The organism is Azospirillum oryzae (assembly GCF_900177515.1).
Taxonomy (GTDB): domain Bacteria; phylum Pseudomonadota; class Alphaproteobacteria; order Azospirillales; family Azospirillaceae; genus Azospirillum; species Azospirillum oryzae_A.
The window spans coordinates 255,302-281,502 of sequence record NZ_FXAK01000010.1 but is presented as its reverse complement, the minus strand read 5'-3'; the positions used below and the strand labels follow the sequence as shown (position 1 = coordinate 281,502).

The following is a 26,201-nucleotide window of genomic DNA, read 5'->3' as shown; positions in this document are numbered from 1 at the left end:
CTATTTGAACTTGGTGCCGAAGAACTGTCCGAACTGGGTCTTGTGCGTGTCCTTGCGTTCCTTGACCATCGTGCTCGAACTGTTCAGGGGAACCCGGTAGTAGACGACCCAGTTTTCCGGCCGGTTCCTCAGCCAGGGTTCGCAATTGTCGCAGGGGCTGTAATCGACGTAGACGTGGCAACGCCCGTTTCCGTCGGTCCACAGCCCGTATTGGCTCTTGCCGATCAGGATCGCGGTCTGTTCCGCATGCTGTTCCCTCTGCGACGACGCGAAGGGATTGTTCGGATTGATGTCGTCGGACATCTCGTTGAAGACCGGATCGAGGCCGGCATGCAGGCGCGACGAGCCGAAGCAGACGGAGAAATCGGCATAGGTCGGCAGGAAGGCGGTCTTCTTCACCGCGACGGCGGCGTTGCACGACTCATAACCGAAGCCCAGATTCTTGAACCCGTGGAAAGAGACGAAATGGTGCTTCGCCGCAGCGTAGAGGTCCAGTCCGGGGCTGCCCTGCGGAAGGACGTCCGTGCTGAGGTCGTACATCTGATGGATGGTCATGTTTCGCTCGTCCATAAGAGGATTGCGATCTGAATGCAGCACGCCAGGGGTGGAAAACCTGGAGCGACAGGAGACTAACACGGGTGTATGCCGCACACCACCACCGTGGCGGCGACGGCGGCCGTCAGGCCGATTGGGCATTGTCCCCCCTGCCCGCCTCGGTTAAGGGTGGGGCCCTTCAGCCATCCAGCCCCTGCCCCGCCCCTGCCCCTGCCCCGATGCCCCGCTCTCCCACCGCCTTCGGCCGCTTCATCGCCATCGACTGGTCCGGCGCGCTGGCCAAGCGCTATGCCGGCATCGCGGTGGCGGAGTGCGCGGCGGGCGAGGCCGCCCCCCGGCTGGTCGAGGGTCCCGGCGGCTGGTGGTCGCGGACGGCGGTATTCGACTGGCTGCGCGCGGAACTTTCCCGCGAACCGGCCTTGGTCGGGATCGACTGCGCCTTCTCCCTGCCCTTCGCGGTGGCGGCGCGCGGCTTTCCCGGCCGGGAGGCGACGGCGTTCGACCTGTGGGACGCGGTGGAGGAAATCTGCGCCGGTGAACCCGACTTCGGCGGCGGTTCCTTCGCCAGCCACCCGCTGCACGGCGCCGGCTTCTGGCATGGCGGGCCGCAGCCGGACTGGTACGAGGACCCGCACCGAGCCACCGAATGGGCCTGCCGCGCCGACGGGCTGGGCCACCCGCAGAGCCCCTACAAGCTGATCGGGTCAAAGCAGGTCGGCAAGGGCGCGCTGGCCGGCATGCGGGTGCTGTGCGCCCTGCGCGCCGCCCTGCCCGGCCGGCTGGCGGTCTGGCCCTTCGAGGATCCGGCGCCGGGGAAAAGCGTGATGGTGGAGATCTACCCGCGCCTGTTCCTGAAGCACACCGGTTTCGGCCAGCGCAAGATCCGCGACGGCGCCGAAATGGACGAGGCGCTGATCCGGCTGGGCTCGCACCCGTTGCAGCGCTCCGGTATGGTCAGCGACCATGACAGCGACGCGCTGGTGTCGGCGGCCGGTTTGCGCTGGCTCGCGGCGCAGGCGTCGGCCTGGACGCCGCCGGGACTGGACGACACCGCGCGGCGGCAAGAGGGATGGATTTTCGGGGTGGGGACGAGCGGATCATGACGGCAATCGGCATCGCGCCGGCACAACAGGACCTCGCGCGGGGCCCCCGCCGTCCGGCCATCGACGTGGCGCGCGGGCTGGCGCTGGTCGCGATGGCGGCCTATCACGGCAGCTGGGACGCCACCTATTTCGGCCTCGCCCGCTTCGATCTGCTGGGCGATCCGCTGTGGCTGGCGGCGCGCGCCGTGATCCTGTCGAGCTTCCTGCTGCTGGCCGGCATCGGGCTGGTGCTGGCGACCCGTGACGGGCTCGATCCGCGGCGCTTCCTGCGCCGGCTGGGGCGGGTGGCGGCCGGGGCGGCGGCGGTGTCGGCGGCGTCCTACGCCCTGTTCCCCGACAGCCCGATCTTCTTCGGCGTGCTGCACCACATCGCGGTGGCGAGCGTCATCGGCCTCGCCTTCGTCCGCCTGCCGGCCGCCGTGACCCTGGCGGCGGCGGCTGCCGCGGTGCTGATCGGGACGACGCAAGGCTTCCCGCTGTTCGACAGCCCATGGCTGCGTTGGATCGGGCTGACCACGGTCCAGCCGGACTCCAACGATTTCGTCCCGCTGCTGCCCTGGATCGGCGGCGTTCTGGCCGGGATCGGGCTGGCGCGGCTGTGGCCGGCGATTGGCGAGGGCGTGGCGGTGACCGGCCCCGCCGGGCGGCTGCTGGCCCTGGCCGGACGGCACAGCCTTGCGGTCTATCTGCTGCACCAGCCGCTGCTGTTCGGCATCGCCTGGGCCGCGGCGCAGCTGTCGCCGGTGGAGACGCCCGCCGCACGCGATTTCCAGGCAGCCTGCGTATCGAGTTGCGAGCGCGCCGGGGTGTCGTCGGCGACCTGCACCGCCAATTGCCGTTGCGTGCAGTCGGAACTGGTGCGGATCGGGGTGTGGGAGGGATTCGTCGCCAACCACCTCAGCGAGCGCGATCAGCGCGGGCTGGAGGCCGCGGTCGCCGCCTGCCGCAAGCCCTGAAAGCCCGAAATCAGACCGACTGCCGCTTTTCCAGCAGGCCGCGCAGCAGGCTGGTCAGCGTCTCGGCCAGCTTGTACTGGTCGTCGCCCGGCAGCCCGGCGATGACGCCGGCGAAGTCGTTCAGCGGGTCGTGGCGCAGCAGTTCCAGCGCCTTCGGCGTCGGGTGCAGTTGGGTCACGCGGCGGTCCTCCGGAACCGGCACGCGGACCAGCAGCTCCTTGCCCACCAGCACCTCCACCATCTGCGAGGCGGCCCCGCGGGTGGTGGCGTGGAAGTCGGCGAAGGCCGAGACGGTGCGCTGGCTGTTGTTGGCCCCGGCGAAATAACGCAGCGCCGTCCACTGTGACGGCTTCAGCCCGTGGGTGTAGCCAAGGCTGTCGGCGATGTGGGCGATCTGAAGCATGACGTCGGCGATGGCCTGCGGCGAGGCGCCGCCGGCATGATCCGGTTCGGCGAAGTCCATGGCGGCTCCGATGGGTCCGGCCCCGATCGACGTCCGATCCAGCGCCCCGTTGTTCCGCACCGACATGAGGCTCGCCGCACCGCCGCGCACTTTTGGAAAGTCCATTTTTTCCACTCTATAAAGTTTAGTGGCTATACGATGGCCGTATCAAAAGGCTGCGGCTAACGCGGTAAGGCGGCAGCCACGTCGATCATGACACCACGTCATATATTAGCGTGATTGAACAAAAAACGGAACATCGAACACTTCATCCTTTTGTTGCAAATTGTCGCATTGCTTTGGGTCCGGCAACAGGATCGGCGGCGCCGGAACCCCAGGCAAACACAGGCGGAATCGGCATGCCGGCCATGCCGGCGCGCTTTGTCGCCATGTTTCACTGGCGTAATCTTCGATTCGGCGGTATACGCGCGCGATGACCACATCCCCCGTTCCGAAGTCCGCATCGCCGGCCGCCGCCCAGACCATGGGCGCCCCGAAGGTCGGCATCGTCAGCCTCGGCTGCCCCAAGGCGCTCGTCGATTCAGAGCGTATCCTGACGCGCCTGCGCGCGGAGGGGTACGAGATCTCCCCCAGCTACGACGGTGCCGACGTCGTGCTGGTCAACACCTGCGGCTTCCTCGACAGCGCCAAGAAGGAGTCGCTGGACGCCATCGGCGAGGCGATCAAGGAGAACGGGCGGGTCATCGTCACCGGCTGCATGGGCGTGGAATCGGACATGATCCGGCAAATCCACCCCGACGTGCTGGCCGTCACCGGTCCGCACCAGTATGAACAGGTGGTCAGCGCGGTGCACGAGGCGGTGCCGCCGACGCACAACCCCTTCACCGACCTGGTGCCGCCGGAAGGGCTGCGGCTGACCCCGCGCCACTACGCGTACCTGAAGATTTCCGAAGGCTGCAACAACCGCTGCAGCTTCTGCATCATCCCCAGCCTTCGCGGCGATCTGGTCAGCCGGCCGATCCATTCGGTCCTGCGCGAGGCGGAGAAGCTGGCGGTCGCCGGCGTCAAGGAACTGCTGGTCATCTCGCAGGACACCAGCGCCTATGGCGTCGACGTGAAGTACAAGACGGAGAAATGGTACGACCGCGAGGTCCGCACCCGCTTCTTCGACCTGTGCAACGAGCTGGCGAACTTCGACCTCTGGGTCCGTCTGCATTACGTCTATCCCTACCCGCATGTGGACGAGGTCATCCCGCTGATGGCGGAGGGCAGGATCCTCCCCTATCTCGACATCCCGTTCCAGCATGCCTCGCCCACCGTGCTGAAGGCGATGCGCCGCCCGGCCGCCCAGGAAAAGCAGCTGGACCGCATCCGCAAGTGGCGTGACGAGTGCCCGCATCTGGTCCTGCGCTCCACCTTCATCACCGGCTTCCCCGGCGAGACGGAGGAGGACTTCCAGTTCATGCTGGACTGGCTGAAGGAGGCCCAGCTCGACCGCGTCGGCTGCTTCAAGTACGAGCCGGTGGAGGGCGCCACCGCCAACGACCTGCCCGGCGCCGTCCCGGAAGAGGTCAAGCAGGAGCGCTGGGAACGCTTCATGGAGACGCAGAAGGCGATCAGCGCCGAGCGGCTCCAGCAGAAGGTCGGCTATACGCTGGGCGTGCTGATCGACGAGGTCGACGAGGAAGGCGCCATCGGCCGTTCCTACGCCGACGCGCCGGAGATCGACGGCAACGTCTTCCTGAACGGCGAGACCGGCCTGAAGCCCGGCGACATGGTCGACGTCACCATCGAGCATGCCGACGAATACGACCTGTGGGGCAGCGTCGAGCGCGACCTGTAAGACCCTGACAAGAGGAAGCGCCATGCCCGTGACGCCGGACGATGCCAGGCTGATGGACGTCCAGCAGGGCGGGCGCTGCTTCTTCTGCGACGGGCCGGTGGGGGCGAAGGCCACCTTCGACCATCTGATCCCGCAGGCATACGGCGGAATCGACGATCCGGCCAACGTCGTGCTGGCGCACCGCCGCTGCAACCAGCGCAAGGAAGACCGGCTGCCGACCGCGGAGGAGCTGGACCGCTTCTTCGCGCTGCGCCGCTCCAGCCGGCTCGGCGTCTGGACCCCGTTGCGCGCACTGCGCGACGCGGACGAATGGGCGACGGAGGAGGAGCGGTGGATGACGGTGGCCCAGGCGATCGCCCGGCATAGGTAACGTCAACCGCGACCGAAACCATTGCCGGCCGATCCGGTTAAGGGGAGACACCTTATATAAGGGAGACCCGACCGATGACCGGCCAGCAGAACAAGCAGCCCCACACCGAACAGACCGTCCGCCACACCGAGGGCGAGCAGAACACCGGCAACCACAAGAAGCCGGACGCCCCCGACGCCAAGGGCGCCGACCGCTTCGGCGGCACCCGCGCCGGTGCCGAGAACGTCGAACCCAAGAAATAAGCCTTTTCGGGCTGGCATCGCACCGCCGGCCTGTGCGAGATCCGGGGGACGGCATCCGGGGAGCCAATTCGCCTCGTGACCGCCCCCACTTCGCACCCGTGACCTGATGGCCCCTTCGATCTTCAAGCGCTACAAGCTCCACTTCACCCGCCCGCTGCCGGGTTTGCGCCCGGGGCGGCCGGAACGCGACGCGATGGTGGAGCGGGTACGGCGGCTGGCCAGCGAGAACGGCATGGCCGGCGATCTGCACACCATCGCCCCCAACGCCGGCTTCGGCATCCTCGAAGTCCGCTGCACCGAACGTCTCGCCCGCCGCCTGTCCGACCTGTCGGAAATCGAAACCGTCCAGGAAGCCTGACCCTCCCCCCGGAAACCGGCGGACCATCAGGACAAACCCCGCCATCAGGACAAACCCCAAGGTTCTGCCCGGTGAAATCCCGCATCGGCCCGCCCGGATTCGTGATAGTTTGAGCCTGAAGCAATGTTCGGGCCGCATCGCCACAAGAAGGCGGCACAAGAGGGGGGATCGTGGGACGCTTCCTACGGGGCGCGCTGGTGATGGTCGTGGTGCTGGCCGCGTTGGCGGGCAATGCGGGCCACCGGATCTACCACGATTACCAGGACACGCTGCAGCGCCGCTTCGCCATGGTCCGGGACATGGCCCGGCTGGTCGACGACCATGTCCACCGCACGGTGCGCACGGCCGACATCGCGCTCGACCAGACCGCGGCGATGGTGGCGGAGGCCGGCGGCCCGCAGCATGTGCGCGACCTGAAGCATTGGACCCGGCTGCGCGAATATGCCGCCCAGGTCGAGGGTGCCGACGCCGTCTGGATCTATGACGCCGACGGCCGGCCGGTCCTGGAATCGGCCAGCTTTCCCAGCCGCATCGCCGACTTCGCCGATCCGGCCGGCTTGGCGACCTTGCGCGGCGGCGCGCGCCTGCATGTCGGGGCGGCGCAGACGATCCGCAGCGGCAGCCAGCCGCTGGTCTTCCCGGTCTCGCGTCCCCTGCATGACGACGAAGGGCGTTTCGTCGGGACGGCGTCGGCAACCATCCGGGTGGACTCGCTGACCGATTTCTACGCCCTGCTGGGCGTCGAGTTCGATCCGCTGATCGGCGTCTACGGCCCGGCCGGCGAGGTCCTCGCCCGCCGCCCGGCCACCCTGGAGTCGGCCGGCAAATCGGTGGCCGGCGGGCTGCTGTTCCAATCCAAGCTGCGCGAGGCGCCGGCGGGGCAGTTGCTGCTGCCGTCGGTGCTGGACGGGGTGCTGCGCATCGCCGCCTACCGGACGGTGCGCGACTATGGCCTGGTGGTGCTGACCGGCATCGGCCGGGACGAGGCGATGGCCGAATGGCGCACCCGCACCCTGCACACGGTGCTGGAGACCGCCATCGGGCTGCTGGCGATCCTGGCGATGCTGGGCTGGGGCCTGCGCTACCTCGACCGCGAGCGCAAGGCGCAGGTGGCGCTGGCCGAGGCGCGCAACGCCGTGGAACGGACCAGCGCCGAGCGCGACGAGACCGCGCGGCTCGCCGCCGAGCTGGACAAGGCCCGCGACATGGCGGAAACGGCACGCCGGGCCGCCGAGGCCGCCAACCACGACAAGGGCGAGTTCCTGGCGGGCCTGAGCCACGAGCTGCGCACGCCGCTGAACGCGGTGATCGGCTTCTCCGACCTGATCGCCCGCGAGGCGGAGGGACCGGTCGGCACGCCCTCCTATCGCCAATATGCCGCCAATGTCCGCGATTCCGGCCAGCATGTGCTGGAGCTGATCAACGAGATCCTCGACCATGCGCGGGCGGAAGCCGGAGCGCTGACGCTCGAGGAAGGCCCCTGCGACCTGGAGGACGCCGCCGATTTCGCCGTCCGCATGCTGACCCCGCGGGCCGAGCATGCCGGCGTTCTGCTGTCGGCGGCGGTGGCGCCGGCGGTGCGCAACCTGCGCGGCGACGACCGTCGCATCCGCCAGATCCTGCTGAACCTGATCGCCAACGGGGTGAAATACACGCCGTCGGGCGGGTCGGTGACCCTGTCCGCCGCCCTGGACGACGGCGCGCCGGTGATCCGCGTCATCGACACCGGGCTCGGCATCCCGACCGAGGACATCGACCGCGTGCTGGAGCCCTTCGCCCGGGCCGGGAACGCCACCCGCGGGGTGGAGGGCGCCGGGCTGGGCCTGCCCCTGACCAAGCGGCTGGTCGAACTGCATGGCGGCACCCTGGAGCTGCGCAGCACGCTGGGCGTCGGCACGACGGTGACGGTGCGCCTGCCGGCGAGCCGCCTGCTGCCGGCCAACCCATTCGACATGCCGCGGGCCGAAGCCGCCATTCCCGCCGCTGGGCCGGCCCCCGCCGCGCCCCAGGCACAGTCCCCTTCACCGCCCCCGGCACCGGCGCCGGCGTCCGGGCCGCTGTCGGTGCTGCTGGTGGACGACGACCCGACGGTGCGCGACATGGTGGCCGGGCTGCTGCGCGGCTGGGGGCATCGGGTGATCGCGGCGGCCAACGCCAACGAGGCGCTGGTGGTGCTGGACGGGCATGAGCCGCTGGACCTGCTGCTGAGCGACGTCGTCATGCCGCCGGGCATGGACGGGACGGAGCTGGCGCGGCACGCCGCCCGCATGCGTCCCGGCCTGCCGGTGCTGCTGGCCTCCGGCTTCGCCGCCCATGCCGCCGGCACCCCGTCGGCCTTCGGTCCCGACATCGCGATGATCGCCAAGCCCTTCGCCATCGACGACCTGCGCCGGCAGCTCGCCCGCATCGCCGCCCGCCCGGACGGAGCCGCAAGCCCGACGAAGGCGGCCGCTCCGCCCTCCGCCGCCGCACGCCCCGCCGCCCCTCCCGCCACCGCGCCCACCGACCGCTCCCCCGGGCCGCCGCGCCTGCTGATCGCCGAGGATCTGGCGATCAATCGCGAACTGCTGGCCGCTCTGTTCCGCGACAGCGGTTACGCCATCGATCTGGTGGCCGACGGTGCCGCGGCGGTGGAGGCGGTGGAGACCGGCGACTACGACCTCGTGCTGATGGACGTGCAGATGCCGGGCATGGATGGGCTGGAGGCGAGCCGCGCCATCCGCGAGATGCCGCCGCCGCGCGGCGACCTGCCGATCCTGGCGCTGACCGCCGGCTCGTCGGAGGAGGAGCGGCGGAACTGCCGCGAGGCCGGGATGATCGGCCATATCGGCAAGCCCTATGACCGCGAAATCCTGCTGCGTCAGGTTACCCGCGCGCTGGACGCCACGCGGAGCCGCACCGGCGCGGCCTGACGGTCCGTCAGGGCTGGTCGAACACCCGCGGGAAATGGGCGAGCCGGCGACCGAACAGGCTCTGCGGCGCGGAGTCGGCCGCCGCCGGCGCCTGTGCCATCGCGGGGGCCATCGCCGCACCGGTCGGCAGCGCCGTCACCGGCAGGGGCGTGGACGACAGCGCGCGTGCCGAGGTCGGGCGCGGGCGGCGTTCGGACTTGTCGGGCGGGGCGTAGAAATGCAGGGTCAGCTGGCCGTCGGCTTCCGCCGCATAGGGCAAGCCGGGGGCCGTCCGGCGTTCGGTGCCGGGAAGCACATACTGCTCACCTTGGTCGGTGCGTTCGATATGCGGCATGACCGGTATCCTGTCTCCACCGCACCGATCCTGCCGTTCCCGCCCTTGCGGGTCAAGGCCGCGCTGCATCCCGAAGGGCTTATCCTTTCGCCCTGTCGTTCTGCAGGCGTTCTCCCCCCGATTCTACGCCCTTACGGGCGCAGCACGGCGGCGACCAGCAGGTAGGACAGCCACGCGACGATGCCGGAGGCGGGAATCGTCAGCACCCAGGCCCAGACGATTCGGCCCGCCAGCCCCCAGCGCACCGCCGAGGTGCGGCGGGCGGAGCCGACGCCGACGATGGCGCCGGTGATGGTGTGGGTGGTCGACACCGGAATGCCCAGCCACGTCGCGCCGAACAGGGTGATCGCGCCCGCCGTCTCGGCGCAGAAGCCCTGATAGGGCTTCAGGTCGGTGATGCGCGACCCCATGGTGCGGACGATGCGCCAGCCGCCCATCATCGTGCCCAGCCCCATCGCCAGCTGGCAGGCGATGATGACCCAGAAGGGGACGTGGAAGGTATCGCCCAGCATGCCCTGGCTGAACAGCAGCACGGCGATGATGCCCATCGTCTTCTGCGCGTCGTTGCCGCCATGGCCCAGGCTGTAGAGCGCCGCCGACACCAGCTGCAGATGGCGGAACTGGCGGTCGACCGTGAAGGGGGCGGCGCGGCGCAGCGCCCAGGACGCCACCAGCATCAGGAACAGCGCCAGCAGCAGGCCGATGCCGGGCGACAGCACGATGGCGACCGCCGTCTTGGTGAAGCCGCTGGCGACGATGGCGCCGAATCCCGCCTTGGCGATGCCGGCCCCGGCGATGCCGCCGACCAGCGCGTGCGACGAGGAGGACGGCAGCCCGAGATACCAGGTGATCAGGTTCCAGCCGATGGCGCCGATCAGCGCCGCCAGGATCACCGCCGGGTCCATCACCAGCGGGTCGACCAGCCCGGTGCCGATGGTGGTGGCGACATGCAGGCCGAAGAACAGGAAGGCGATGAAGTTGAAGAAGGCCGCCCACAGGACCGCCAGCTTGGGCGACAGCACGCGGGTCGACACCACGGTGGCGATGGAGTTCGCCGCGTCGTGCAGGCCGTTGATGAAGTCGAAGGCGAGCGCCACCAGAATGATGAGGACGATCGCCGGCAGACCGAGTTGCAGGGCCTCCATCGACGCGGCCTCAGACCTGATCGAGCGTGATGCCCGCGACAAGGTCGCCGACGTCGTCGCAGCGGTCGGTCACCGCCTCCAGCATCTCGTACAGCTCGCGCCGGCCGAGGAAGGCGATCATGTCCGGCTTCTCCGCGATCAGCGCCTTCAGCGCCTCGCGCAGCACGTCGTCGGCCTCGTCCTCCAGATCGGACAGCCGGCCGCAGAGATGGTCGATCCGTTCGGCGTTGCGGGCGATGGCGCCCAGCAGCGGCATCAGTTCCAGCAGCACGTCGGCCTGCTGGCGGATCAGGGCGACGAAGCGGCGCATCGGCTCGTCGAACACCTCGACGCCGTACAGGCCGGCATGGCGCGGCACCTCGTCCATCAGGTCGATGGCGTCGTCCAGCGCGTTGATCAGCGACAGGATGTCCGACCGGTCGAAGGGCGTGATGAAGGCGCGGTGCAGGTCGCGCCCTGCATCCTTGGCGACGCGGTCGGCGTCCTTCTCCACCCGCTTCAGCGCCGCGATCTTCTGCGTGCGGTCGTCCGGTCCCGCGTCCATCACCGCTTCCAGGGCGGCGGATGCCGCCACGATGTGACGGGCCTGCTCGACGAACTGGTCGACGAAGCGTTCCTCCTTCGGCATCAGCGAACGGAATGCGCGCAGCAGCATGGGACGGTGACTCGCGTGAACAGGTGAGATTTCGGGCTGCTCTTAGCACGCTTCGCGGTGCGGTGCAGCGGCGGCATGTCATGTAAACGCCATGAAAACGTCATCCGGTAGCAAAATCGCCACAGGTCGCGGCAGAATGCCGCTCTTTCCCTCCGCCGACTCGCGGCGGGTGCGGCACCATGGAAAGCCGCCGGCCGCCTCCCCAAATCTCCGGAAGGCCCCTTTTCGACCGCAGGTCCTCCCGCATGACGCGCCCGACCACTCTCCTCCGCCGCCTTGGCATGCCGGCTCTCGCCGCCCTGCTGTTGAGCGCCGCGCCACTGCACGCCCAGACGGCACCTCCTCCGGACGACCCGGCCGGCCGCTGCAGCCCCACCGTCTCGGCCGCGCTCGGCGCCTGGGACACCGGGCTGGCGGCGGCGGAGCGGTTCGGCGACAAGGCGGTGGCGGTGGCGCGCGAGAAGGGACGGGAATATCTGCTGCCGCTGCTGGGCATCGACCCCAAGACGGCGCAGCCCGACGCCAGGGGCGGCGACACGACGGACGACGTCGGCCGCGCGCTGGAGGAAAGCCGCGACGACCCGCAACGCCGCGCCGCGCTCTGCGCCGCCATCACCCGCGCGGCGGACGAGGCGAAATCCTCCGCCGGCGCCGGGCTGGACGCGCTGAGGCGGGCGCTGGACAACTGGCAGCTCTCGCCGCCCGCCACACCGGCGCCAGCGCCGACCCCGACCCCGACCCCGGCCCCGCCGAAGCAGGACGGCCTGATCCGGACCTGACCGGCGGCAATCGCCGCCCCCTCCCCCATGGGCAAAACCGCGTCCGGCGCAAGAGGGGATTGCCGGAGGACCGGGCCGGAATTTGCCGCGTCAGACCCGCGAAACGGTCACAGGCGGAATAATTCGCCCCGACCTATGTTGATGCCGGTATCGGCCGATCCACGGCGGCATCGCGAGGACGCCGGTTGTGGCACCATCGTTGAATTGTCACAGCCGAACGTCATAGGCACCATTGTGGAAACCGGCCCGAAGGTCTAATCTGTTCGTGTTCCCAACAATTCCCGAACATGGGAAGGTGCCATCCATGAATCTGCACAGTCTGGCCAGCGACATGGTGCAAACCGTCCTGGCCTGTGAAAAGGCGCTCCCCGGTCGGGCGAACGCCGATGACCAAGATCTCGCCCGGCACATCCTGGTCGAACCCGACCATGCCTGGCACGTTTGCGAGACCTACGCCCGCGCCGTCCGCATTCCGGTCGAACAGCTCCCGGTCAGCCAGCTCCGCGGCCTCATCAGCGACATCGTCCTGTCGAAGCTTCCCCGTTACGACTGAGTTTCTCGATCCCTAGGGCCGGCACCGTATCCGGCGATGGCCGGAACGATCCGGGTTTTCCAATCCCGCACTCCAAGTTCCGTGGTGCCACCATGGCGATCGAGCTTCATTCCTTCACCGTAACGCTGGCCGTCGCGGATGCGACCGGTTGCGCCAGCGCCGCCGAACACCGTGCCCGCATCTGGAAGGCCGTGTCCGAACTGTCGGCCACCGTCCGCAATGCCGGCATGGCGACAGAGGCCCGTTTCCGCGGCCAGGACCGCCAGGGCCATGTCCTGTTCGAGGCGACCGACACCGGCGCCGCCTTCCTGCGCGGCCTCCCCTTCATCGCCCGCGTCGATGACGCGCGCCTGAACGGCGGACGCGTCCAGCTTCGTCACTGAGCGGCCGGCAGTTCCGCCGCCGCAAAAACGAAGGCCCGCCGCTCCGATCCGGGGCGGCGGGCCTTGCCGTGTTCAGCTACCTTATTCAGCGGCCGATTTCAGCGTGCGCGATGCCGCAGCGGCCGGACGTTGCTTTCGGTTTCGACCTCTTCTTCGACCGGGCGCACCTTCTTCAGCTGGACGATGAAACGCTCGGCGCCGTTCTCCATGACGGCGATGCCGGTCAGGCCATGCGCCCAGTCACAGGGAACGACGTGGATTTCCTTGATGGTGGCGGTGCCGGCCGCCAGTTCCGCACGGTCCAGGACCACGTCCCCGACCCGGAATCCCAAATAGGCGTCGATCAGCATTCTGTTGGGCGTCCGTCTTCCGTTTCAGGCCACGCACCGGGTCCGGCACCGACGGCCGGTCTCCCTCACGATGGACCATCTTGCCATAGATTGGACCGTTCGTGGCGCTTTCCCAGCGATGACGACGCAGTAAACCGATGGGGAGCCCCGTTTGCCCCACGCCCGCCGGTCCAAAACGGCAGGCGCGGAAGCGGCCGTCCCCGTACGAGGGAGGAGACGGAAACGGCCGCTTCGGCGGTCTCCGACCCTTTGCGGATGCCCAAGGCCGGGAGCAGGAACGCCGGCCGTCGCACCAGCGGCGACCGGGACGGCGGCGTCCGGCAGGTGCAGAATAGTTCGAATGGCAAACCATGTGCGCCCCCTACCTTCGTTCAGCGCTGCACAGTTTTTGGGCAATGCCGAGCCCGGCCGTTGTTGGCGGGCCGGGGCTTGGGATAGGGTCATTGCAAACATCCCACCACAACAGGTCCGTCGGTCGTGCAGAGTTGGCTGGTGCTGGCCGTTTCGGCGGCCTATCTGGGGGTGCTGTTCGCCATCGCCTGGTGGGGCGACCGCCGCACCGCCGGGGGTGCGCTGCTGTCGGCGTCGCCGCGGACGGCCGGCATCCTCTATGCGCTGACGCTCTGCATCTACAACACGAGCTGGAGCTTCTACGGCTCGGTCGGGCGGGCATCGGCCAGCGGCTTCGATTTCCTGCCGATCTACCTGGCGCCGATGATCCTACTGCTGGCGGCAAGGCCGGTGCTGACCAAGACCATCGCCATCACCAAGGCGCAGAACGTCACCTCCATCGCCGACTTCATCGGCGCCCGCTATGGCAAGAGCCAGGCGGTGGCGGCGCTGGTGACGCTGACCGCGCTGGTCGGCGTGCTGCCCTACATCGCCTTGCAGCTGAAGGCGGTGGCCGCCAGCTTCGACGTGCTCACCTCCCCCTCGCTGGCCGCGCCGGCCGCCCTGCCGCCGCCGATCTGGGGCGACACCGCCTTCGCGGTGGCGCTGTCGATGGCGGTCTTCACCATCCTGTTCGGCGTCCGCCACATCAACGCCAGCGAACACCATCGCGGCCTGATGCTGGCCATCGCGTTCGAGAGTCTGGTGAAGCTGACCGTCTTCCTGGCGGTGGCGGCCTTCATCGTCTGGGGCATGTTCGACGGCTACACCGACCTGATCGCCCGGCCGCAGGCGGAACCGCTGCTATCGCCTGACTTCACCGACCCGACATGGTGGTCGAACACGGCGATCTCGATCATCGCCTTCCTCTGCCTGCCGCAGATGTACCATGTGATGACGGTGGAGAATGACAGCCCCCGCCATCTGCGCGCCGCCGCCTGGATGTACCCGACCTACCTGCTGGCGCTCAGCGCGCTGATGATCCCCATCGCGGTGGCCGGTCTGGTGACCTTCGGAGAGGGAGGGATCAACCCCGACACCTTCATGATCACCCTGCCCATCGCGGCGGGGGCCGGCGGCTTCAGCCTGCTGTCCTTCATCGGCGGCCTGTCGGCGGCGACCGGCATGGTCATCGTCGCCGCGGTGTCGCTCAGCACCATGCTGTGCAACGACGTGGTGATGCCGCTGCTGCTCAGCCGCCCCCGCTTCGCCGCCCGCGTCGGCCGGCGCGACATGGTCGGCACGCTGCTGCTGGTGCGGCGGCTGTCGGTGCTGGGGATCCTGCTGCTGGCCTATGTCATGCACCGGCTGGTCGACCGCGATTACCCGCTGACCGTCATCGGCCTGCTCTCCTTCGTCGCGGTGGCGCAGTTCGGCCCGGCCTTCTTCGGTGGGCTCTACTGGCCGCGCGCCAACCGGGTGGGGGCGCTGGCCGGGCTGGGCGCCGGTTTCCTGCTGTGGGTCTACACGCTGCTGGTGCCGTCGATGGGCGGCATCATCCCGGTGTCCACCGACTTCCTGGAGTTCGGCCCCTGGGGCATCGGCTGGCTGCGCCCGCAGGCGTTGTTCGGGATCGAGGGGCTGGACCCCATCTCCCACGCCAGCCTGTGGAGCCTGCTCGCCAACCTGATCGCCTTCGTCGCCGGCTCCCTGCTGGCCCGTCCCAGCGCGGTGGAGCGCACCCAGGCCGTCTTCTACACCACCGCCACCGCCGACCGCGACGAGGACGACACCCCCCAGGCTCTCGCCAAGCTGGCCGATTTGCGCGCGCTCGCCATCCGCTTCGTCGGGGCGGAGCGCGGCAACGCCGCCTTCGATGCCTACGCCGCCAGAGGCAGCCTCCTCAACTCCGCCGGCCGCAAGGGCGAGGCCGGCCCTGCTGACCTCGACGCCGTCCGCTTCACCGAGACGCTGATCGCCGGCGCCATCGGTGCCGCGTCGGCGCGGGTGGTGATGGCCGCCTCGCTGCAGGGCCGCTCGCTGTCGCGCGGCGACGCCATGGCGATGCTGGACGAGGCGTCGGAGGCGCTGCGGTTCAACCGGAAACTCCTGCAGGCGACGCTGGAGAACATCGGCCAGGGCATCTGCGTGATCGACGCCGACCATCGAATCGCCGCCTGGAACCACCGCTACCTGGAACTGCTCGACCTGCCGGCCGACATGGTGCGGGTGGGCGTGCCCTTCGCCGACCTGATCCGCTTCAACGAGCGGCGCGGCGAATACAGCGCCCGCGACATGGAGGCGCTGCTGATCAACCGCGACACCGCCAACCAGCAATGGCCCTACCGCTACGAGCGGCGGCGCCCCGACGGCACGGTGCTGGAGATCGTCGCCAACCCGCTGCCGGAAGGCGGCTACGTCTCCACCTACACCGACGTGACCGAGCGCTACCGCGCCGCCGAGGCGCTGCGCGAGGCCAACGAAAGCCTGGAGCACCGCGTTCGGGAACGCACCGACGCCCTGCAGCAGGCGAAGGCGGAGGCCGAGGCGGCCAACGCCAGCAAGACCCGCTTCCTCGCCGCCGCCAGCCACGACCTGCTGCAGCCGCTGAACGCCGCCCGCCTGTTCGTCTCGGCTCTGGAGGAAAGCATGCGCGGCCCGCTGCCGACGCCCGACCAGCGGTCAGCCGAATGCGGCATGATCGACAACGCCGCCGCTTCCCTGCGCTCGACCGAGATGCTGCTGGGCGGGCTGCTCGACATCTCCTCGCTGGACGCCGGCAATGTCCGGGTGCAGAAGCGCAGCTTCGCCATCGACGATCTGCTGGGCGGGCTGGGAGTCGAGTTCTCCGCCCTGGCGCAGGAGCGCGGCCTGACGCTGAAGGTGGTCGGCTGCGGCGCGGTGGTGCGGTCCGACCCGCAGCTTCTGCGCCGCATCCTGCAGAACTTCCTGTCCAACGCCATCCGTTACACGCCGAAGGGCCGGGTGCTGCTCGGCTGCCGGCGCCGCCGTGATCCCATTAACGGTGACCGCCTGCGCATCGAGGTGTGGGACACCGGCCCCGGCATCCCCGAGGCCAAGCGCCGCGAGGTCTTCGAGGAATTCCGCCGGCTGGGCGGCGAAAACGGCGGCGGCAACCCGGCCGACAAGGGTCTCGGCCTCGGCCTCGCCATCGTCGACCGCATCGCCCGGCTGCTCGGCCATCCCGTCAGCCTGCGCTCCACCGTCGGGCGCGGCACCGGCTTCGCGGTGGAGGTGCCGATGGAGCAGGCCCGCGCCACCCCGGTCGACCGCCCGGTCACCGCCCCCGCAGCCCTGTCCGCCGGTCTGCTGGTCCTGTGCATCGACAACGAGGAGCCGATCCTGGCGGGCCTGCGCGCCCTGCTCGGCCAATGGGGCTGCCGGGTGGCGACGGCGTCGGACGTCACCGGGGCGCTGGCGGCGCTGGCTCCCTTCGACGGGGCGCTTCCCGATGTCGTCTGCGTCGATTATCACGTAGGCTCTGGAGGGGGCGGCGAACAGACGGGGCTTGCGGTTCTGGAGCGGTTGCGGGAATTGTGGGACCGTCCGGTCAAGGGGCTGCTGCTGACCGCCGACCGTTCCGAAGCGGTGCGGGCCGAGGCGGAGCGTTGCGGCTGCGGCGTGCTCTACAAACCGGTGAAGCCGGCGTCGCTGCGCCGCTTCCTCAACGGGGCGGCGCTGCAGACGGCGGCCGTCGCCGAACGGTAAGGCCGGAACCGGACAAAAGCCGGGCGGCCGCAAATGGGGGGAGTGCGGAAGCCATGGGCGAGGACAGCGCGGCAGGCGCGGCAGTAAAAGAGACGACGATCGTCATCGGCGACGACCATCCGCTGGTCCAGGCCGCCTTGCGCGACGCGCTGGGCAAGGCGATGCCGGAGGTGCGGGTGATCGAATGCCCGGACCTCGACTCGGTGATGACCGCGGTGGGGCGGCAGCCGGACGACATCGACCTCGTTCTTCTCGACCTCAACATGCCCGGCACCAACGGCTTCGCCGGCCTGTTCCTGATGCTGGCCCACCACCCGACCGTGCCGGTCGCCATCCTGTCGGCCCTGCAGGACTCCGACACCATCCGCCGGGCGCTCGCCTATGGCGCGTCGGGCTACATCCCGAAATCGCTGTCGATGCCGGCGATGGCCGACGCCATCCGCGCCATCCTGTCCGGCGAGACCTGGGCGCCGCCGCTGTCGGCCGCCTCGACGGAAGCCGACGAGGCCGACGCCGCCCGCCGCTTCGCCTCCCTGTCGCCGCAGCAGCTGCGCATCCTGACGATGATCGTCGACGGCAAGTTGAACAAGCAGATCGCTGGAGAGTTGAACGTGTCGGAGCAGACGGTGAAGGTCCACGTCTCCAGCATCCTGCGCAAACTGAATGTGGTGAGCCGCACCCAGGCCGCCGTCGTCGCCGGCCGGCTGGCGGTGGGCGGGGATGTTCTCAGATAGACGCTACAGCCGCTGAACGGCGGCGAGCCGCAGGCCGAAGCCGATCAGCAGGGCGGCGAAGCTCCAGCGCTGCACCGCCTCCACGATCCGGTGGCGGGCGACCAGTCCGGCAAGTGCCGCTCCGGCCAGGGCATAGAGGCCGTCGAAGGCCATCCCGACACCGACCAGGATCGCGCCCAGCAGGGTGAACTGCCCCGCAACACCGCCGGCGTCGGTCTGGATGAACTGCGGCAGCAGCACCGAGCAGAACAGCAAAGCCTTCGGATTCAGTAGGTTGGTCAACAGACCGCGCAGGATGTCCGCAAGGTAGGACGCAGCACCCCCCTCCCCCTGCAACTCAGCCGCACCACCGATGGCAGCGGCGGCGAGTGGCGGCATGCGCAGGACGCCGATGCCCAGCCACACCAGATAGGCCGCTCCGACGATGCGGACGAGGTCGAAGACCGCAGGCGCAGTTTGCAGCAACGCCGCCAGCCCCAGGCCGGCCAGCGCCACATGGGTCGCCCGCGCCATCGCCAGCCCCAGCGCCGTCGCCAGTGCATGCCTCCGCCCCCGCCGTGCCCCGGTCTGCAACAGCAAAAGCATGTCGGCTCCCGGCACCAGATAGGCCACCGCCAGCGCGCCGATGAAAATCGAAAGTTCCGGCATATCCGCCTCCATTGCTTGGAATCGATGACCGACTCTAGCTCTGCGGACGCTGGCAGGTCCTTGCGAGTTGCGCTGCCAAGAGGCAGTATCCTGATGGATCATGCCAAGGAATTGGCCTTCAGCATCAAGGTCATGCCAACTATGAAATTCGACGCCATAGACCGCCGCATCCTGGCGGCTTTGCAGCGCGACGCCCGGCTGACCAATGTCGAATTGGCCGAGGAGGTCGGGCTGTCGCCCTCTCCCTGCCTGCGCCGGGTTCGCCTGCTGGAGGAGGCCGGCGTCATCGCCGGTTACCACGCCTCCCTCGACCGTAAAGCCGTCGGCCTCGGCCTGACGGTGTTCGTCGGCATCAAGGTGGAACGCCACCACGACCGCGAGGCGACCGCCTTCCGCGAAGCGGTGAAGGCGCTGCCGGAGGTGGTGTCCTGCCATCTGGTTTCGGGGGAGTCCGACTTCCTGCTTCAGGTCGTCGTTCCCGAACTGGCCGGGTACGAAAAATTCCTGTTGGGAACCCTGCTGAAGCTGCCGGGCGTCGCCGACATCCGCAGCAATTTCGCCATCCAGACGGTCAAGGCCGGCGGCGCCTTGCCGCTCGACCATCTGCCGGCCCATTCCCCGCCGCCAAACGGTAAGCCCTGACACGGACTGTCAGTTCCGTTCACCATACGTACCCAAATACTGGCCCCCACTGCCGCGTCTTGCTACTCTCGGCCTTTCCGACCGCCGGACCGAGAAAGCCACGGGTCAGCCACCATGACGACCGCCCTGCACAGCGTCTGCCGCGACTGCGCCGCCGCCCTGCCGGGTGAACTGACGCGCTGCCCGAAATGCGGCAGCCGGCGGCTGTTCCGCCATGCCGAGCTGCACAGCCTGCCCATCGGCCACATCGACTGCGACAGCTTCTATGCCACGGTGGAAAAGCGCGACCGGCCGGAGCTTGCCAGCCGCCCGGTGATCGTCGGCGGCGACGACCATCGCGGGGTGGTGGCCGCCTGCTGCTATGTCGCGCGGATATCCGGCGTCCGCTCCGCCATGACGATCCGCGAGGCGCTGGACCGCTGCCCCGACGCCACCATCATCCGCCCCAACATCGCCAAATATAAAGAGGTCGGCCACCAAGCCCGCGCGATCATGGAGGCCTTCACCCCCCTGGTCGAGCCGATCAGCATCGACGAGGCCTATCTCGACCTCACCGGCGTCGAGGACCGGCTCAGCATCAGTCCGGCCCAGGCGCTGGTGGAGATCGTCCGCCGGTTCGAAAGCGAGCTGCGCATCACCGCCTCCATCGGCCTCAGCTATAACAAGCTGCTGGCGAAGATCGCGTCCGACCTCGACAAGCCGCGCGGCTTCTCCGCGCTCGGTCGGGCGGAGGCGGCGGCCTTCCTGGCGCCCAAACGGGTCACCATCCTGTGGGGCGTCGGCCCGGCGCTGGAGCGCAAGCTGTTCGCCGACGGCATCACCCGCGTCGGCGACCTGCAGGACAAGGACGAGCATTGGCTGGTCAAGCGCTACGGCGCCATGGGCCGCGTGCTCTACAGCTACGCCCGCGGCGAGGATTCCCGCCGGGTCCATCCCGAGTCGCCGAGCAAGAGCATCTCGTCGGAGGAAACCTTCGACTGGGACGTCACCACCCTGCCCGCCTTGACGCAGGAGCTTCGCCCGCTGGCCGACAAGGTCGCCCGCCGGCTGGAGCGCGAGGGGCTGCTCGGCCGCAGCGTGGTCCTGAAGCTGAAGACCAAGGATTTCCAGCAGCTCACCCGCTCCCGCCGGGTGGAGCCGACCCGCTCGGCCGAGGCGATCCTGGCCGCCGGCCTCGCCCTGCTGGAGCGCGAGGCGGACGGCCGCGCCTTCCGCCTGATCGGCATCGGCTGCACCGACCTGACCCACCCGGAAACGGCGCCGGACCCGGAACTGGACCTGTTCGGCTGAACCTGCCTCAGTCCGCCTGTTCCTCCAGCGCCGGCAGGCTGCCCGGCCGCACCACGCTGCGGATGGCGAAGCTCGACTGGATGCGCACCACGCCGGGCAGGCGCGACAGCGAGTCCTTGTAGATGCGGTCGTAATCGGCCGGGTCCTGCGCCACCACCCGCAGCAGATAGTCGGAACTGCCCGACAGCAGATAGCATTCCCGCACCTCCGGACAGCGGCGGACGGCGGCGTCGAAGCGGCGCAGGTAATCGTCGGTCTGCCGTTCCAGCGTGATCTGGACGATGACCGTGACCGACCGCTCCTCGTCCGCCGTCTCGATGATGGCGGTATAGCCGCGGATGACGCCGGAATGCTCCAGCATGTGCAGGCGGCGCAGGCAGGCCGATGGCGACAGCCCGACCTCCGCCGCCAGCTTGGCGTTGCTCATCCGGCCGTCCTTGCGGAGAAGGCGCAGGATCTTGTGGTCCAGGGCGTCCAGGGCGTGCATGCAACTTTATTCGAAGACGTGGCCGATCGTGCGAAAGCTCCACCACACAATGGGGGATTCATGCAAGGCTTTGCAGAGATTCTCTCCGTCCGCCGGCCGTATAGTGACTTTGCTGAGACAATCCGCCACACCGATGGTTTCCCCGGTTACCAGATCGGGGATACCGGATCGGCCGGATTGGCTGGAGCGGGCGTTCGGATCGGGGAGTTCTCGCATGGTCACGCGCATCGGCGTTCCCAAGGAAATCAAGAACCACGAGTACCGCGTCGGGTTGACCCCGGCCTCGGTCCGCGAACTGGCGGCGGACGGCCATGCCCTGCTGGTGCAGAGCGGCGCCGGTGCCGAGATCGGCTTTTCCGACGAGGCCTACCGCGCGGCGGGGGCCGAGATTGCCGGCTCCGCCGAGGAGGTCTTCGCGAAGGCCGAGCTTATCGTGAAGGTCAAGGAACCGCAGCCGGCGGAATGTCGCAGGCTGCGCCCGGATCAGGTGCTGTTCACCTACCTGCACCTCGCCCCCGATCCCGAACAGGCCCGGCTGCTGATGGAAAGCGGCTGCACCGCCATCGCCTATGAGACGGTCACCGACCGCGCCGGCCGCCTGCCGCTGCTGGCGCCGATGTCGGAGATCGCCGGCCGCATGGCGATCCAGGTCGGCGCCGTCGCCTTGCAGAAGAGCAACGGCGGCTCCGGCATCCTGCTCGGCGGCGTGCCCGGCGTGCTGCCCGGCAAGGTGCTGGTCATCGGCGGCGGCGTGGTCGGCACCAACGCCGCCCGCATGGCGATGGGGCTGGGCGCCGACGTCACCATCGCCGACCGCTCCGTGCCGCGGCTGGCCCAGCTCGACGACCTGTTCGGGCCGCGGCTGAAGACGGTCTATGCCTCCGCCGACGCGCTCGACCGGCTGGTCGCCGACGCCGATCTGGTGGTCGGCGCCGTGCTGGTGCCGGGGGCCGCCGCGCCGAAGCTGGTGCGCCGCGACCAGTTGTCCGGCATGCGCCGCGGGTCGGTGCTGGTGGACGTCGCCATCGACCAGGGCGGCTGTTTCGAGACCAGCCACGCCACCACCCATTCCGACCCGACCTATGTGGTGGACGGCGTCGTCCACTATTGCGTCGCCAACATGCCGGGCGCCGTCGCCCGCACCAGCACGGAGGCGCTGAACCATGCCACCCTGCCCTTCGTCCAGGCGCTGGCCGGCAAAGGGTGGAAACGGGCGCTGGCCGAGGATCCGCACCTGCTGGCCGGGCTGAACGTCCAGGCCGGCCGGCTGACCTATCGGGCGGTCGCCGAGGCCCTGGGACAGCCCTTCACCGACCCCCGCGATCTGGTCGGCGGATGATGTGAACAGCTGTTGACAAGAAACTGAACGAAGTTTCCCACGCCCACAGGTCGGGGAAATTTTCATCGGAACAGATCAAAGCGTTCAGAACGATTGTTGTTTTTTTCGCCCATCGGAAAGAGAGTGTTGCGCCTACTGATCAAGTTGCATTACCTGTCTGTGTCAAGAAAACCGACAGCATACGCAACCGGCACCTAAGTGCCGGGGCTGAAGACAAAGAACAGTTTTGAACAGGGTAAGGCGCGGCGCCTCTCGCCGACTGGTGCGGATCGGGCGGTCATTCCGTCCGATCTGAGCCGAGATTCACAAACAGGATGTCCGGCAGCGATGCCGGTGGGGACGCCACGGCCGCAGGCCGTGCCGCGCAAGTGGGAGCTGTTGGCTATGGTCGAACGACGGAACGCCGCTCGGGTGCAGAACCGCACCCCCGCGCTGTCGTCGCATATCCGGATGACGGAAGGCCCGATCCGGGGCCGCCGGACGATTCCGGCCCGCTACATGCCGCCGCGCGGCGGTCCCCGATAAAGAATTCGCCCGAAGCCCCGCCGGATCCCGCATCCGGCGGGGCTTCGGCAAGAACCGGGTGCGGCGGCGGGGTTCCAAGCGTCCCCTGCCTCGGTCCTGGATGTTCTCCCCCGTTCATCCGGATCGGAACCCTGCTGCCGCACACGGCTTAATTCAAAAACTCGAGCACCAAGTCTCGCGTGCCTGCCTAATCGGTGTCCTGGGAGAGTGGGAGAAGCCTGTCTGATGGATTATTTCATACAGCAATTGATCAACGGCTTGTCGCTTGGGGCGATTTACGGCCTGATCGCGATCGGCTACACGATGGTGTACGGCATCATCGGGATGATCAACTTCGCCCATGGCGAGATTTACATGATCGGTGCCTTCGTGGCGCTGATCACCTTCCTGGCCATCGGCGCGCTCGGCGTCACCTGGGTGCCGCTGGCGCTGCTGATCATGCTGGTCGCCTCCATGCTGTTCACCAGCGTCTATGGCTGGACGGTGGAGCGCATCGCCTACCGGCCCCTGCGCTCCTCGCCCCGGCTGGCGCCGCTGATCTCCGCCATCGGCATGTCGATCTTCCTGCAGAACTACATCCAGATCCTCCAGGGCGCCCGCTCCAAGCCGCTGCAGCCCATCCTCCCCGGCAACCTCACCCTGATGGACGGCGCCGTCTCCGTCAGCTACGTGCGCCTCGCCACCATCATCATCACCCTGGTCCTGATGGTCGGCTTCACCATCCTGATCAACCGCACCTCTCTCGGCCGCGCCCAGCGTGCCTGCGAGCAGGACAAGAAGATGGCAGGATTGCTCGGCGTCAACGTCGACCGCGTCATCTCGCTGACCTTCGTCATGGGCGCGGCGCTCGCCGCCGTCGCCGGCATGATGGTGCTGCTGATCTATGGCGTCATCGACTTCTACATCGGCTTCCTCGCCGGCGTGAAAAGCTTCACCGCAGCCGTGCTCGGCGGCGTCGGCTCGCTGCCCGGCGCCATGCTCGGCGGCGTGGTCATCGGCCTGATCGAGGCCTTCTGGTCGGGCTATGTCGGCTCCGAATGGAAGGACGTCGCAACCTTCTCCATCCTCGTCCTCGTCCTGATCTTCCGGCCCACCGGCCTGCTCGGCCGGCCCGAGATCGAGAAGGTGTAAGCGCCATGACCACCCATTCCAACACCGTCTCCTCCGCCGGGAGCATCAAGGCGCGCGGCGTCGATTGGGCCGCCACCATCAAGGACGCCGGGCTGGCCGCCTTCGTCGCCTTGCTGCTGACCGTGCCGCTGGTCGGCCTGCGCACCGTCGACCGCCCCACCGGGCTGGGCATCGAAGCCCGGCCGGAGGAGGTCGTCGCCTCCATCCTGCTGGTCTTCCTCGGCCGCCTCGGCCTCGGGCTGATCCGCCAGGGCATGGCCATGCCGGTGCTGATCCTGGCACTCATTTGCGCCGGCGTCGGGCTGGTGCTGCCAATGCCGACCCAGGTGCTGCGCCTGGTGCTGGTGCTGGGCGGCGGCGTCATTGCGCTCCGCGCCGCCATGACGGTGGCCACCGGCCGCTCCAAGCTGAGCCAGGCCGACCGCGACCGCCGCATGGACCGCATCGCCGCCAAGGTGCAGCACGCCAGCAAATACATCGGCCCGGTCGCCGTCGCCTTCGCCGTCGTGCTGCCCTTCACCCCGCTGGCCGACCGCATGATCCTGGACATCGGCATCCTGCTGCTGACCTACATCATGCTGGGCTGGGGCCTGAACATCGTGGTCGGCCTCGCCGGCCTGCTCGACCTCGGCTATGTCGCCTTCTACGCCGTCGGCGCCTATTCCTACGCGCTGCTGGCCCATTACTTCGGCCTCAGCTTCTGGGTATGCCTGCCGCTGGCGGGATTGCTCGCCGCCTGTTCCGGCGTGCTGCTGGGCTTCCCGGTGCTGCGTCTGCGCGGCGACTATTTCGCCATCGTGACCTTGGGCTTCGGCGAGATCATCCGCATCATCCTGGTGAACTGGTACCAGTTCACCGGCGGCCCCAACGGCATCTCCGGCATTCCGCGGCCGAGCTTCTTCGGCATCGCCGACTTCTCCCGCACGCCGGCCGAGGGCATGGCCGCCTTCCACGAGCTGTTCGGGCTGGAGTTCTCGCCGCTCCACCGCATCGTCTTCCTCTACTACCTCATCCTGGCCTTGGCCCTTGTGGTGAACCTGTTCACGCTGCGGGTGCGCAAGCTGCCGCTGGGCCGGGCCTGGGAGGCCCTGCGCGAGGACGACATCGCCTGCGCCTCGCTCGGCATCAACCGCACCAACATGAAGCTGGCGGCCTTCGCCATCGCGGCGATGTTCGGCGGCTTCGCCGGCTCCTTCTTCGCCACGCGCCAGGGCTTCATCAGCCCGGAGAGCTTCACCTTCATCGAGTCGGCGATCATCCTGGCCATCGTGGTGCTGGGCGGCATGGGCAGCCAGATCGGCGTGGTGGTGGCCACGCTGCTGGTGATCGGCCTGCCGGAGGCGTTCCGCGAGTTGGCCGACTACCGCATGCTGGCCTTCGGCGCCGGCATGGTGGTGATCATGCTGTGGCGTCCGCGCGGCCTGCTGGCCCACCGCGACCCGACCATCCTCCTGCATGGCGGCAAGCCCCCCGCCGCGACGGGAGCCGCGAAATGAGCGCCGTGATGCCCCACACCACGATGAACGACAAGCCTTTGCTGAGCGTCGAACACCTGACCATGCGCTTCGGCGGTCTGGTGGCGAACAACGACGTGTCCTTCGAGGCGCGGGCGGGCGAGATCACCGCGCTGATCGGCCCGAACGGCGCCGGCAAGACGACGCTGTTCAACTGCGTCACCGGCTTCTACACCCCCACGGTGGGGCGGCTGACGCTGCGCCACCCGGCGGGCAAGGAGTTCCTGCTGGAGCGGATGCCGGGCTACCGCATCGCCCAGCTGGCCGGCGTGGCGCGCACCTTCCAGAACATTCGGCTGTTCAGCGGCATGAGCGTTCTGGAGAACCTGATCGTCGCCCAGCACAACAAGCTGATGCGGGCGTCGGGCTTCGCCATCGGCGGGCTGCTGGGCCTGCCGGGCTTCCGCAAGGCCGAGCATGAGGCGGTGGAGCTGGCGAAATACTGGCTGGACCGGGTGCGGCTGACCGAGTTCGCCGACTGGGAGGCCGGCAACCTGCCCTACGGCGCCCAGCGCCGGCTGGAGATCGCCCGGGCCATGTGCACCGAGCCGGTGCTGCTGTGCCTGGACGAGCCGGCGGCCGGCCTGAACCCGCGCGAGTCGGGCGAACTGGCCGAGATCCTGACCTTCATCCGTGATGTGCAGACCCCGCAGGGCCACCGGACCGGCGTTCTGCTGATCGAGCATGACATGAGCGTGGTGATGCGCATTTCCGACCATGTGGTGGTGCTGGACTATGGCCGGAAGATTTCCGACGGCGATCCGGAGCATGTGAAGAACGACCCGGCGGTGATCCGCGCCTACCTCGGCGAGGACGAGGACGAAGCCCTGCCGCCGGAGGTCGCCGCCGACCTGAACCTCGCCCCCACCACCAACCAGAAGGGGGCCTGAG

General features: G+C 68.7%; 26 protein-coding genes. 18 read left to right on the top strand and 8 right to left on the bottom strand.

Annotation, left to right across the window (positions count from 1 at the left end; genetic code table 11):
• Positions 1 to 555, bottom strand: coding sequence for a cytidine/deoxycytidylate deaminase family protein (locus B9N97_RS33065; protein ID WP_085092061.1), 555 nt, complete (start codon positions 553 to 555; stop codon positions 1 to 3).
• A gap of 218 nt (positions 556 to 773) precedes the next feature.
• Between B9N97_RS33065 and B9N97_RS33060 the strand changes: the two genes are divergently transcribed.
• Both B9N97_RS33060 and B9N97_RS33055 read left to right on the top strand, forming a co-directional pair.
• A complete protein-coding gene (locus B9N97_RS33060; protein ID WP_085092060.1) occupies positions 774 to 1,658 on the top strand; it encodes a hypothetical protein in 885 nt (294 codons plus the stop codon).
• A complete protein-coding gene (locus tag B9N97_RS33055; RefSeq protein WP_244561064.1) occupies positions 1,655 to 2,614 on the top strand; it encodes an acetyltransferase domain-containing protein in 960 nt (319 codons plus the stop codon). Before B9N97_RS33060 ends, B9N97_RS33055 begins: the two co-directional genes overlap by 4 nt.
• Before the next feature lie 10 nt (positions 2,615 to 2,624).
• Here B9N97_RS33055 and B9N97_RS33050 read toward each other — a convergent pair whose 3' ends face one another.
• Entirely contained in the window at positions 2,625 to 3,077 is a 453-nt protein-coding gene (locus tag B9N97_RS33050) for a MarR family winged helix-turn-helix transcriptional regulator (RefSeq protein ID WP_085092351.1), read from the bottom strand.
• A gap of 463 nt (positions 3,078 to 3,540) precedes the next feature.
• On the opposite strand from B9N97_RS33050, the gene rimO reads away from it, so the two are divergent.
• The 5 genes from rimO (at position 3,541) to B9N97_RS33030 (ending at position 8,742) form a co-directional block, all read left to right on the top strand.
• A complete protein-coding gene (gene rimO / locus B9N97_RS33045) occupies positions 3,541 to 4,860 on the top strand; it encodes a 30S ribosomal protein S12 methylthiotransferase RimO (protein WP_085092058.1) in 1,320 nt (439 codons plus the stop codon).
• A gap of 22 nt (positions 4,861 to 4,882) precedes the next feature.
• Complete coding sequence (locus tag B9N97_RS33040; RefSeq protein WP_085092057.1) at positions 4,883 to 5,230, top strand: HNH endonuclease; 348 nt, start codon at positions 4,883 to 4,885, stop codon at positions 5,228 to 5,230.
• Positions 5,231 to 5,304: 74 nt separating this feature from the next.
• A complete protein-coding gene (locus tag B9N97_RS35835) occupies positions 5,305 to 5,472 on the top strand; it encodes a hypothetical protein (protein WP_167393469.1) in 168 nt (55 codons plus the stop codon).
• A 106-nt stretch (positions 5,473 to 5,578) separates the two neighbouring features.
• Positions 5,579 to 5,830: a hypothetical protein gene (locus tag B9N97_RS33035; protein ID WP_042690341.1), complete on the top strand. Its 252-nt coding sequence runs from the start codon at positions 5,579 to 5,581 to the stop codon at positions 5,828 to 5,830.
• A gap of 170 nt (positions 5,831 to 6,000) precedes the next feature.
• On the top strand, positions 6,001 to 8,742 hold the full coding sequence (locus B9N97_RS33030) for a response regulator (protein ID WP_085092056.1): 2,742 nt from the start codon (positions 6,001 to 6,003) through the stop codon (positions 8,740 to 8,742).
• Between the two features lie 7 nt (positions 8,743 to 8,749).
• Here the strand turns inward: B9N97_RS33030 and B9N97_RS33025 are convergent, their stop codons facing one another.
• The 3 genes from B9N97_RS33025 to B9N97_RS33015 all read right to left on the bottom strand — a co-directional run bounded on the left by B9N97_RS33025 (position 8,750) and on the right by B9N97_RS33015 (position 10,876).
• A complete protein-coding gene (locus B9N97_RS33025) occupies positions 8,750 to 9,076 on the bottom strand; it encodes a hypothetical protein (protein ID WP_085092055.1) in 327 nt (108 codons plus the stop codon).
• Positions 9,077 to 9,207: 131 nt separating this feature from the next.
• Positions 9,208 to 10,221 carry an inorganic phosphate transporter gene (locus B9N97_RS33020; protein ID WP_085092054.1) on the bottom strand — a complete coding sequence of 338 codons (1,014 nt, stop codon included), beginning with the start codon at positions 10,219 to 10,221 and terminating at the stop codon, positions 9,208 to 9,210.
• Positions 10,222 to 10,231: 10 nt separating this feature from the next.
• Positions 10,232 to 10,876, bottom strand: coding sequence for a DUF47 domain-containing protein (locus B9N97_RS33015; RefSeq protein ID WP_085092053.1), 645 nt, complete (start codon positions 10,874 to 10,876; stop codon positions 10,232 to 10,234).
• Between the two features lie 245 nt (positions 10,877 to 11,121).
• On the opposite strand from B9N97_RS33015, the gene B9N97_RS33010 reads away from it, so the two are divergent.
• The 3 genes from B9N97_RS33010 to B9N97_RS33000 all read left to right on the top strand — a co-directional run bounded on the left by B9N97_RS33010 (position 11,122) and on the right by B9N97_RS33000 (position 12,591).
• Entirely contained in the window at positions 11,122 to 11,655 is a 534-nt protein-coding gene (locus tag B9N97_RS33010) for a hypothetical protein (RefSeq protein ID WP_085092052.1), read from the top strand.
• A gap of 304 nt (positions 11,656 to 11,959) precedes the next feature.
• Positions 11,960 to 12,208 carry a hypothetical protein gene (locus tag B9N97_RS33005; RefSeq protein ID WP_085092051.1) on the top strand — a complete coding sequence of 83 codons (249 nt, stop codon included), beginning with the start codon at positions 11,960 to 11,962 and terminating at the stop codon, positions 12,206 to 12,208.
• Between the two features lie 92 nt (positions 12,209 to 12,300).
• Positions 12,301 to 12,591 (top strand): hypothetical protein, encoded by a 291-nt coding sequence (locus B9N97_RS33000; RefSeq protein WP_085092050.1) that lies wholly within the window; start codon positions 12,301 to 12,303, stop codon positions 12,589 to 12,591.
• 98 nt (positions 12,592 to 12,689) lie between these two features.
• On the opposite strand, the gene B9N97_RS32995 is transcribed toward B9N97_RS33000, so the two are convergent.
• Entirely contained in the window at positions 12,690 to 12,941 is a 252-nt protein-coding gene (locus tag B9N97_RS32995) for a hypothetical protein (RefSeq protein ID WP_085092049.1), read from the bottom strand.
• A 477-nt stretch (positions 12,942 to 13,418) separates the two neighbouring features.
• Here B9N97_RS32995 and B9N97_RS32990 point away from each other — a divergent pair, with 477 nt between their 5' ends.
• Together B9N97_RS32990 and B9N97_RS32985 are read left to right on the top strand one after the other, a co-directional pair.
• Positions 13,419 to 17,000: a hybrid sensor histidine kinase/response regulator gene (locus tag B9N97_RS32990; RefSeq protein ID WP_085092048.1), complete on the top strand. Its 3,582-nt coding sequence runs from the start codon at positions 13,419 to 13,421 to the stop codon at positions 16,998 to 17,000.
• A 53-nt stretch (positions 17,001 to 17,053) separates the two neighbouring features.
• Positions 17,054 to 17,734, top strand: a complete 681-nt coding sequence (locus B9N97_RS32985; RefSeq protein ID WP_085092047.1) for a LuxR C-terminal-related transcriptional regulator — start codon at positions 17,054 to 17,056, stop codon at positions 17,732 to 17,734.
• Between the two features lie 3 nt (positions 17,735 to 17,737).
• On the opposite strand, the gene B9N97_RS32980 is transcribed toward B9N97_RS32985, so the two are convergent.
• Positions 17,738 to 18,382 carry a LysE family translocator gene (locus tag B9N97_RS32980; RefSeq protein WP_085092350.1) on the bottom strand — a complete coding sequence of 215 codons (645 nt, stop codon included), beginning with the start codon at positions 18,380 to 18,382 and terminating at the stop codon, positions 17,738 to 17,740.
• A 93-nt stretch (positions 18,383 to 18,475) separates the two neighbouring features.
• On the opposite strand from B9N97_RS32980, the gene B9N97_RS32975 reads away from it, so the two are divergent.
• Positions 18,476 to 19,024: an Lrp/AsnC family transcriptional regulator gene (locus B9N97_RS32975; RefSeq protein ID WP_244561063.1), complete on the top strand. Its 549-nt coding sequence runs from the start codon at positions 18,476 to 18,478 to the stop codon at positions 19,022 to 19,024.
• 114 nt (positions 19,025 to 19,138) lie between these two features.
• A complete protein-coding gene (locus B9N97_RS32970; RefSeq protein WP_085092046.1) occupies positions 19,139 to 20,314 on the top strand; it encodes a DNA polymerase IV in 1,176 nt (391 codons plus the stop codon).
• 7 nt (positions 20,315 to 20,321) lie between these two features.
• On the opposite strand, the gene B9N97_RS32965 is transcribed toward B9N97_RS32970, so the two are convergent.
• Positions 20,322 to 20,801: an Lrp/AsnC family transcriptional regulator gene (locus B9N97_RS32965; protein ID WP_085092045.1), complete on the bottom strand. Its 480-nt coding sequence runs from the start codon at positions 20,799 to 20,801 to the stop codon at positions 20,322 to 20,324.
• Between the two features lie 214 nt (positions 20,802 to 21,015).
• On the opposite strand from B9N97_RS32965, the gene ald reads away from it, so the two are divergent.
• The 4 genes from ald to B9N97_RS32935 all read left to right on the top strand — a co-directional run bounded on the left by ald (position 21,016) and on the right by B9N97_RS32935 (position 26,200).
• On the top strand, positions 21,016 to 22,140 hold the full coding sequence (gene ald / locus B9N97_RS32955) for an alanine dehydrogenase (protein WP_085092043.1): 1,125 nt from the start codon (positions 21,016 to 21,018) through the stop codon (positions 22,138 to 22,140).
• 750 nt (positions 22,141 to 22,890) lie between these two features.
• Positions 22,891 to 23,796 carry a branched-chain amino acid ABC transporter permease gene (locus B9N97_RS32945; protein ID WP_085092041.1) on the top strand — a complete coding sequence of 302 codons (906 nt, stop codon included), beginning with the start codon at positions 22,891 to 22,893 and terminating at the stop codon, positions 23,794 to 23,796.
• Positions 23,797 to 23,801: 5 nt separating this feature from the next.
• Positions 23,802 to 25,292 (top strand): high-affinity branched-chain amino acid ABC transporter permease LivM, encoded by a 1,491-nt coding sequence (gene livM, locus B9N97_RS32940; RefSeq protein WP_208621355.1) that lies wholly within the window; start codon positions 23,802 to 23,804, stop codon positions 25,290 to 25,292.
• A complete protein-coding gene (locus B9N97_RS32935) occupies positions 25,289 to 26,200 on the top strand; it encodes an ABC transporter ATP-binding protein (RefSeq protein ID WP_085092040.1) in 912 nt (303 codons plus the stop codon). The genes livM and B9N97_RS32935 overlap by 4 nt, the downstream gene beginning before the upstream one ends.
• Position 26,201: the final 1 nt, after the last annotated feature.

Coding starts and splice junctions, on each gene's coding strand:
- B9N97_RS33065 (WP_085092061.1), bottom strand. CDS start 555: ATGACCATCCATCAGATGTACGACCTCAGCACGGACGTCCTTCCGCAG.
- B9N97_RS33060 (WP_085092060.1), top strand. CDS start 774: ATGCCCCGCTCTCCCACCGCCTTCGGCCGCTTCATCGCCATCGACTGG.
- B9N97_RS33055 (WP_244561064.1), top strand. CDS start 1,655: ATGACGGCAATCGGCATCGCGCCGGCACAACAGGACCTCGCGCGGGGC.
- B9N97_RS33050 (WP_085092351.1), bottom strand. CDS start 3,077: ATGGACTTCGCCGAACCGGATCATGCCGGCGGCGCCTCGCCGCAGGCC.
- rimO (WP_085092058.1), top strand. CDS start 3,541: ATGGGCGCCCCGAAGGTCGGCATCGTCAGCCTCGGCTGCCCCAAGGCG.
- B9N97_RS33040 (WP_085092057.1), top strand. CDS start 4,883: ATGCCCGTGACGCCGGACGATGCCAGGCTGATGGACGTCCAGCAGGGC.
- B9N97_RS35835 (WP_167393469.1), top strand. CDS start 5,305: ATGACCGGCCAGCAGAACAAGCAGCCCCACACCGAACAGACCGTCCGC.
- B9N97_RS33035 (WP_042690341.1), top strand. CDS start 5,579: ATGGCCCCTTCGATCTTCAAGCGCTACAAGCTCCACTTCACCCGCCCG.
- B9N97_RS33025 (WP_085092055.1), bottom strand. CDS start 9,076: ATGCCGCATATCGAACGCACCGACCAAGGTGAGCAGTATGTGCTTCCC.
- B9N97_RS33020 (WP_085092054.1), bottom strand. CDS start 10,221: ATGGAGGCCCTGCAACTCGGTCTGCCGGCGATCGTCCTCATCATTCTG.
- B9N97_RS33015 (WP_085092053.1), bottom strand. CDS start 10,876: ATGCTGCTGCGCGCATTCCGTTCGCTGATGCCGAAGGAGGAACGCTTC.
- B9N97_RS33010 (WP_085092052.1), top strand. CDS start 11,122: ATGACGCGCCCGACCACTCTCCTCCGCCGCCTTGGCATGCCGGCTCTC.
- B9N97_RS33005 (WP_085092051.1), top strand. CDS start 11,960: ATGAATCTGCACAGTCTGGCCAGCGACATGGTGCAAACCGTCCTGGCC.
- B9N97_RS33000 (WP_085092050.1), top strand. CDS start 12,301: ATGGCGATCGAGCTTCATTCCTTCACCGTAACGCTGGCCGTCGCGGAT.
- B9N97_RS32995 (WP_085092049.1), bottom strand. CDS start 12,941: ATGCTGATCGACGCCTATTTGGGATTCCGGGTCGGGGACGTGGTCCTG.
- B9N97_RS32985 (WP_085092047.1), top strand. CDS start 17,054: ATGGGCGAGGACAGCGCGGCAGGCGCGGCAGTAAAAGAGACGACGATC.
- B9N97_RS32980 (WP_085092350.1), bottom strand. CDS start 18,382: ATGCCGGAACTTTCGATTTTCATCGGCGCGCTGGCGGTGGCCTATCTG.
- B9N97_RS32975 (WP_244561063.1), top strand. CDS start 18,476: ATGGATCATGCCAAGGAATTGGCCTTCAGCATCAAGGTCATGCCAACT.
- B9N97_RS32970 (WP_085092046.1), top strand. CDS start 19,139: ATGACGACCGCCCTGCACAGCGTCTGCCGCGACTGCGCCGCCGCCCTG.
- B9N97_RS32965 (WP_085092045.1), bottom strand. CDS start 20,801: ATGCACGCCCTGGACGCCCTGGACCACAAGATCCTGCGCCTTCTCCGC.
- ald (WP_085092043.1), top strand. CDS start 21,016: ATGGTCACGCGCATCGGCGTTCCCAAGGAAATCAAGAACCACGAGTAC.
- B9N97_RS32945 (WP_085092041.1), top strand. CDS start 22,891: ATGGATTATTTCATACAGCAATTGATCAACGGCTTGTCGCTTGGGGCG.
- livM (WP_208621355.1), top strand. CDS start 23,802: ATGACCACCCATTCCAACACCGTCTCCTCCGCCGGGAGCATCAAGGCG.
- B9N97_RS32935 (WP_085092040.1), top strand. CDS start 25,289: ATGAGCGCCGTGATGCCCCACACCACGATGAACGACAAGCCTTTGCTG.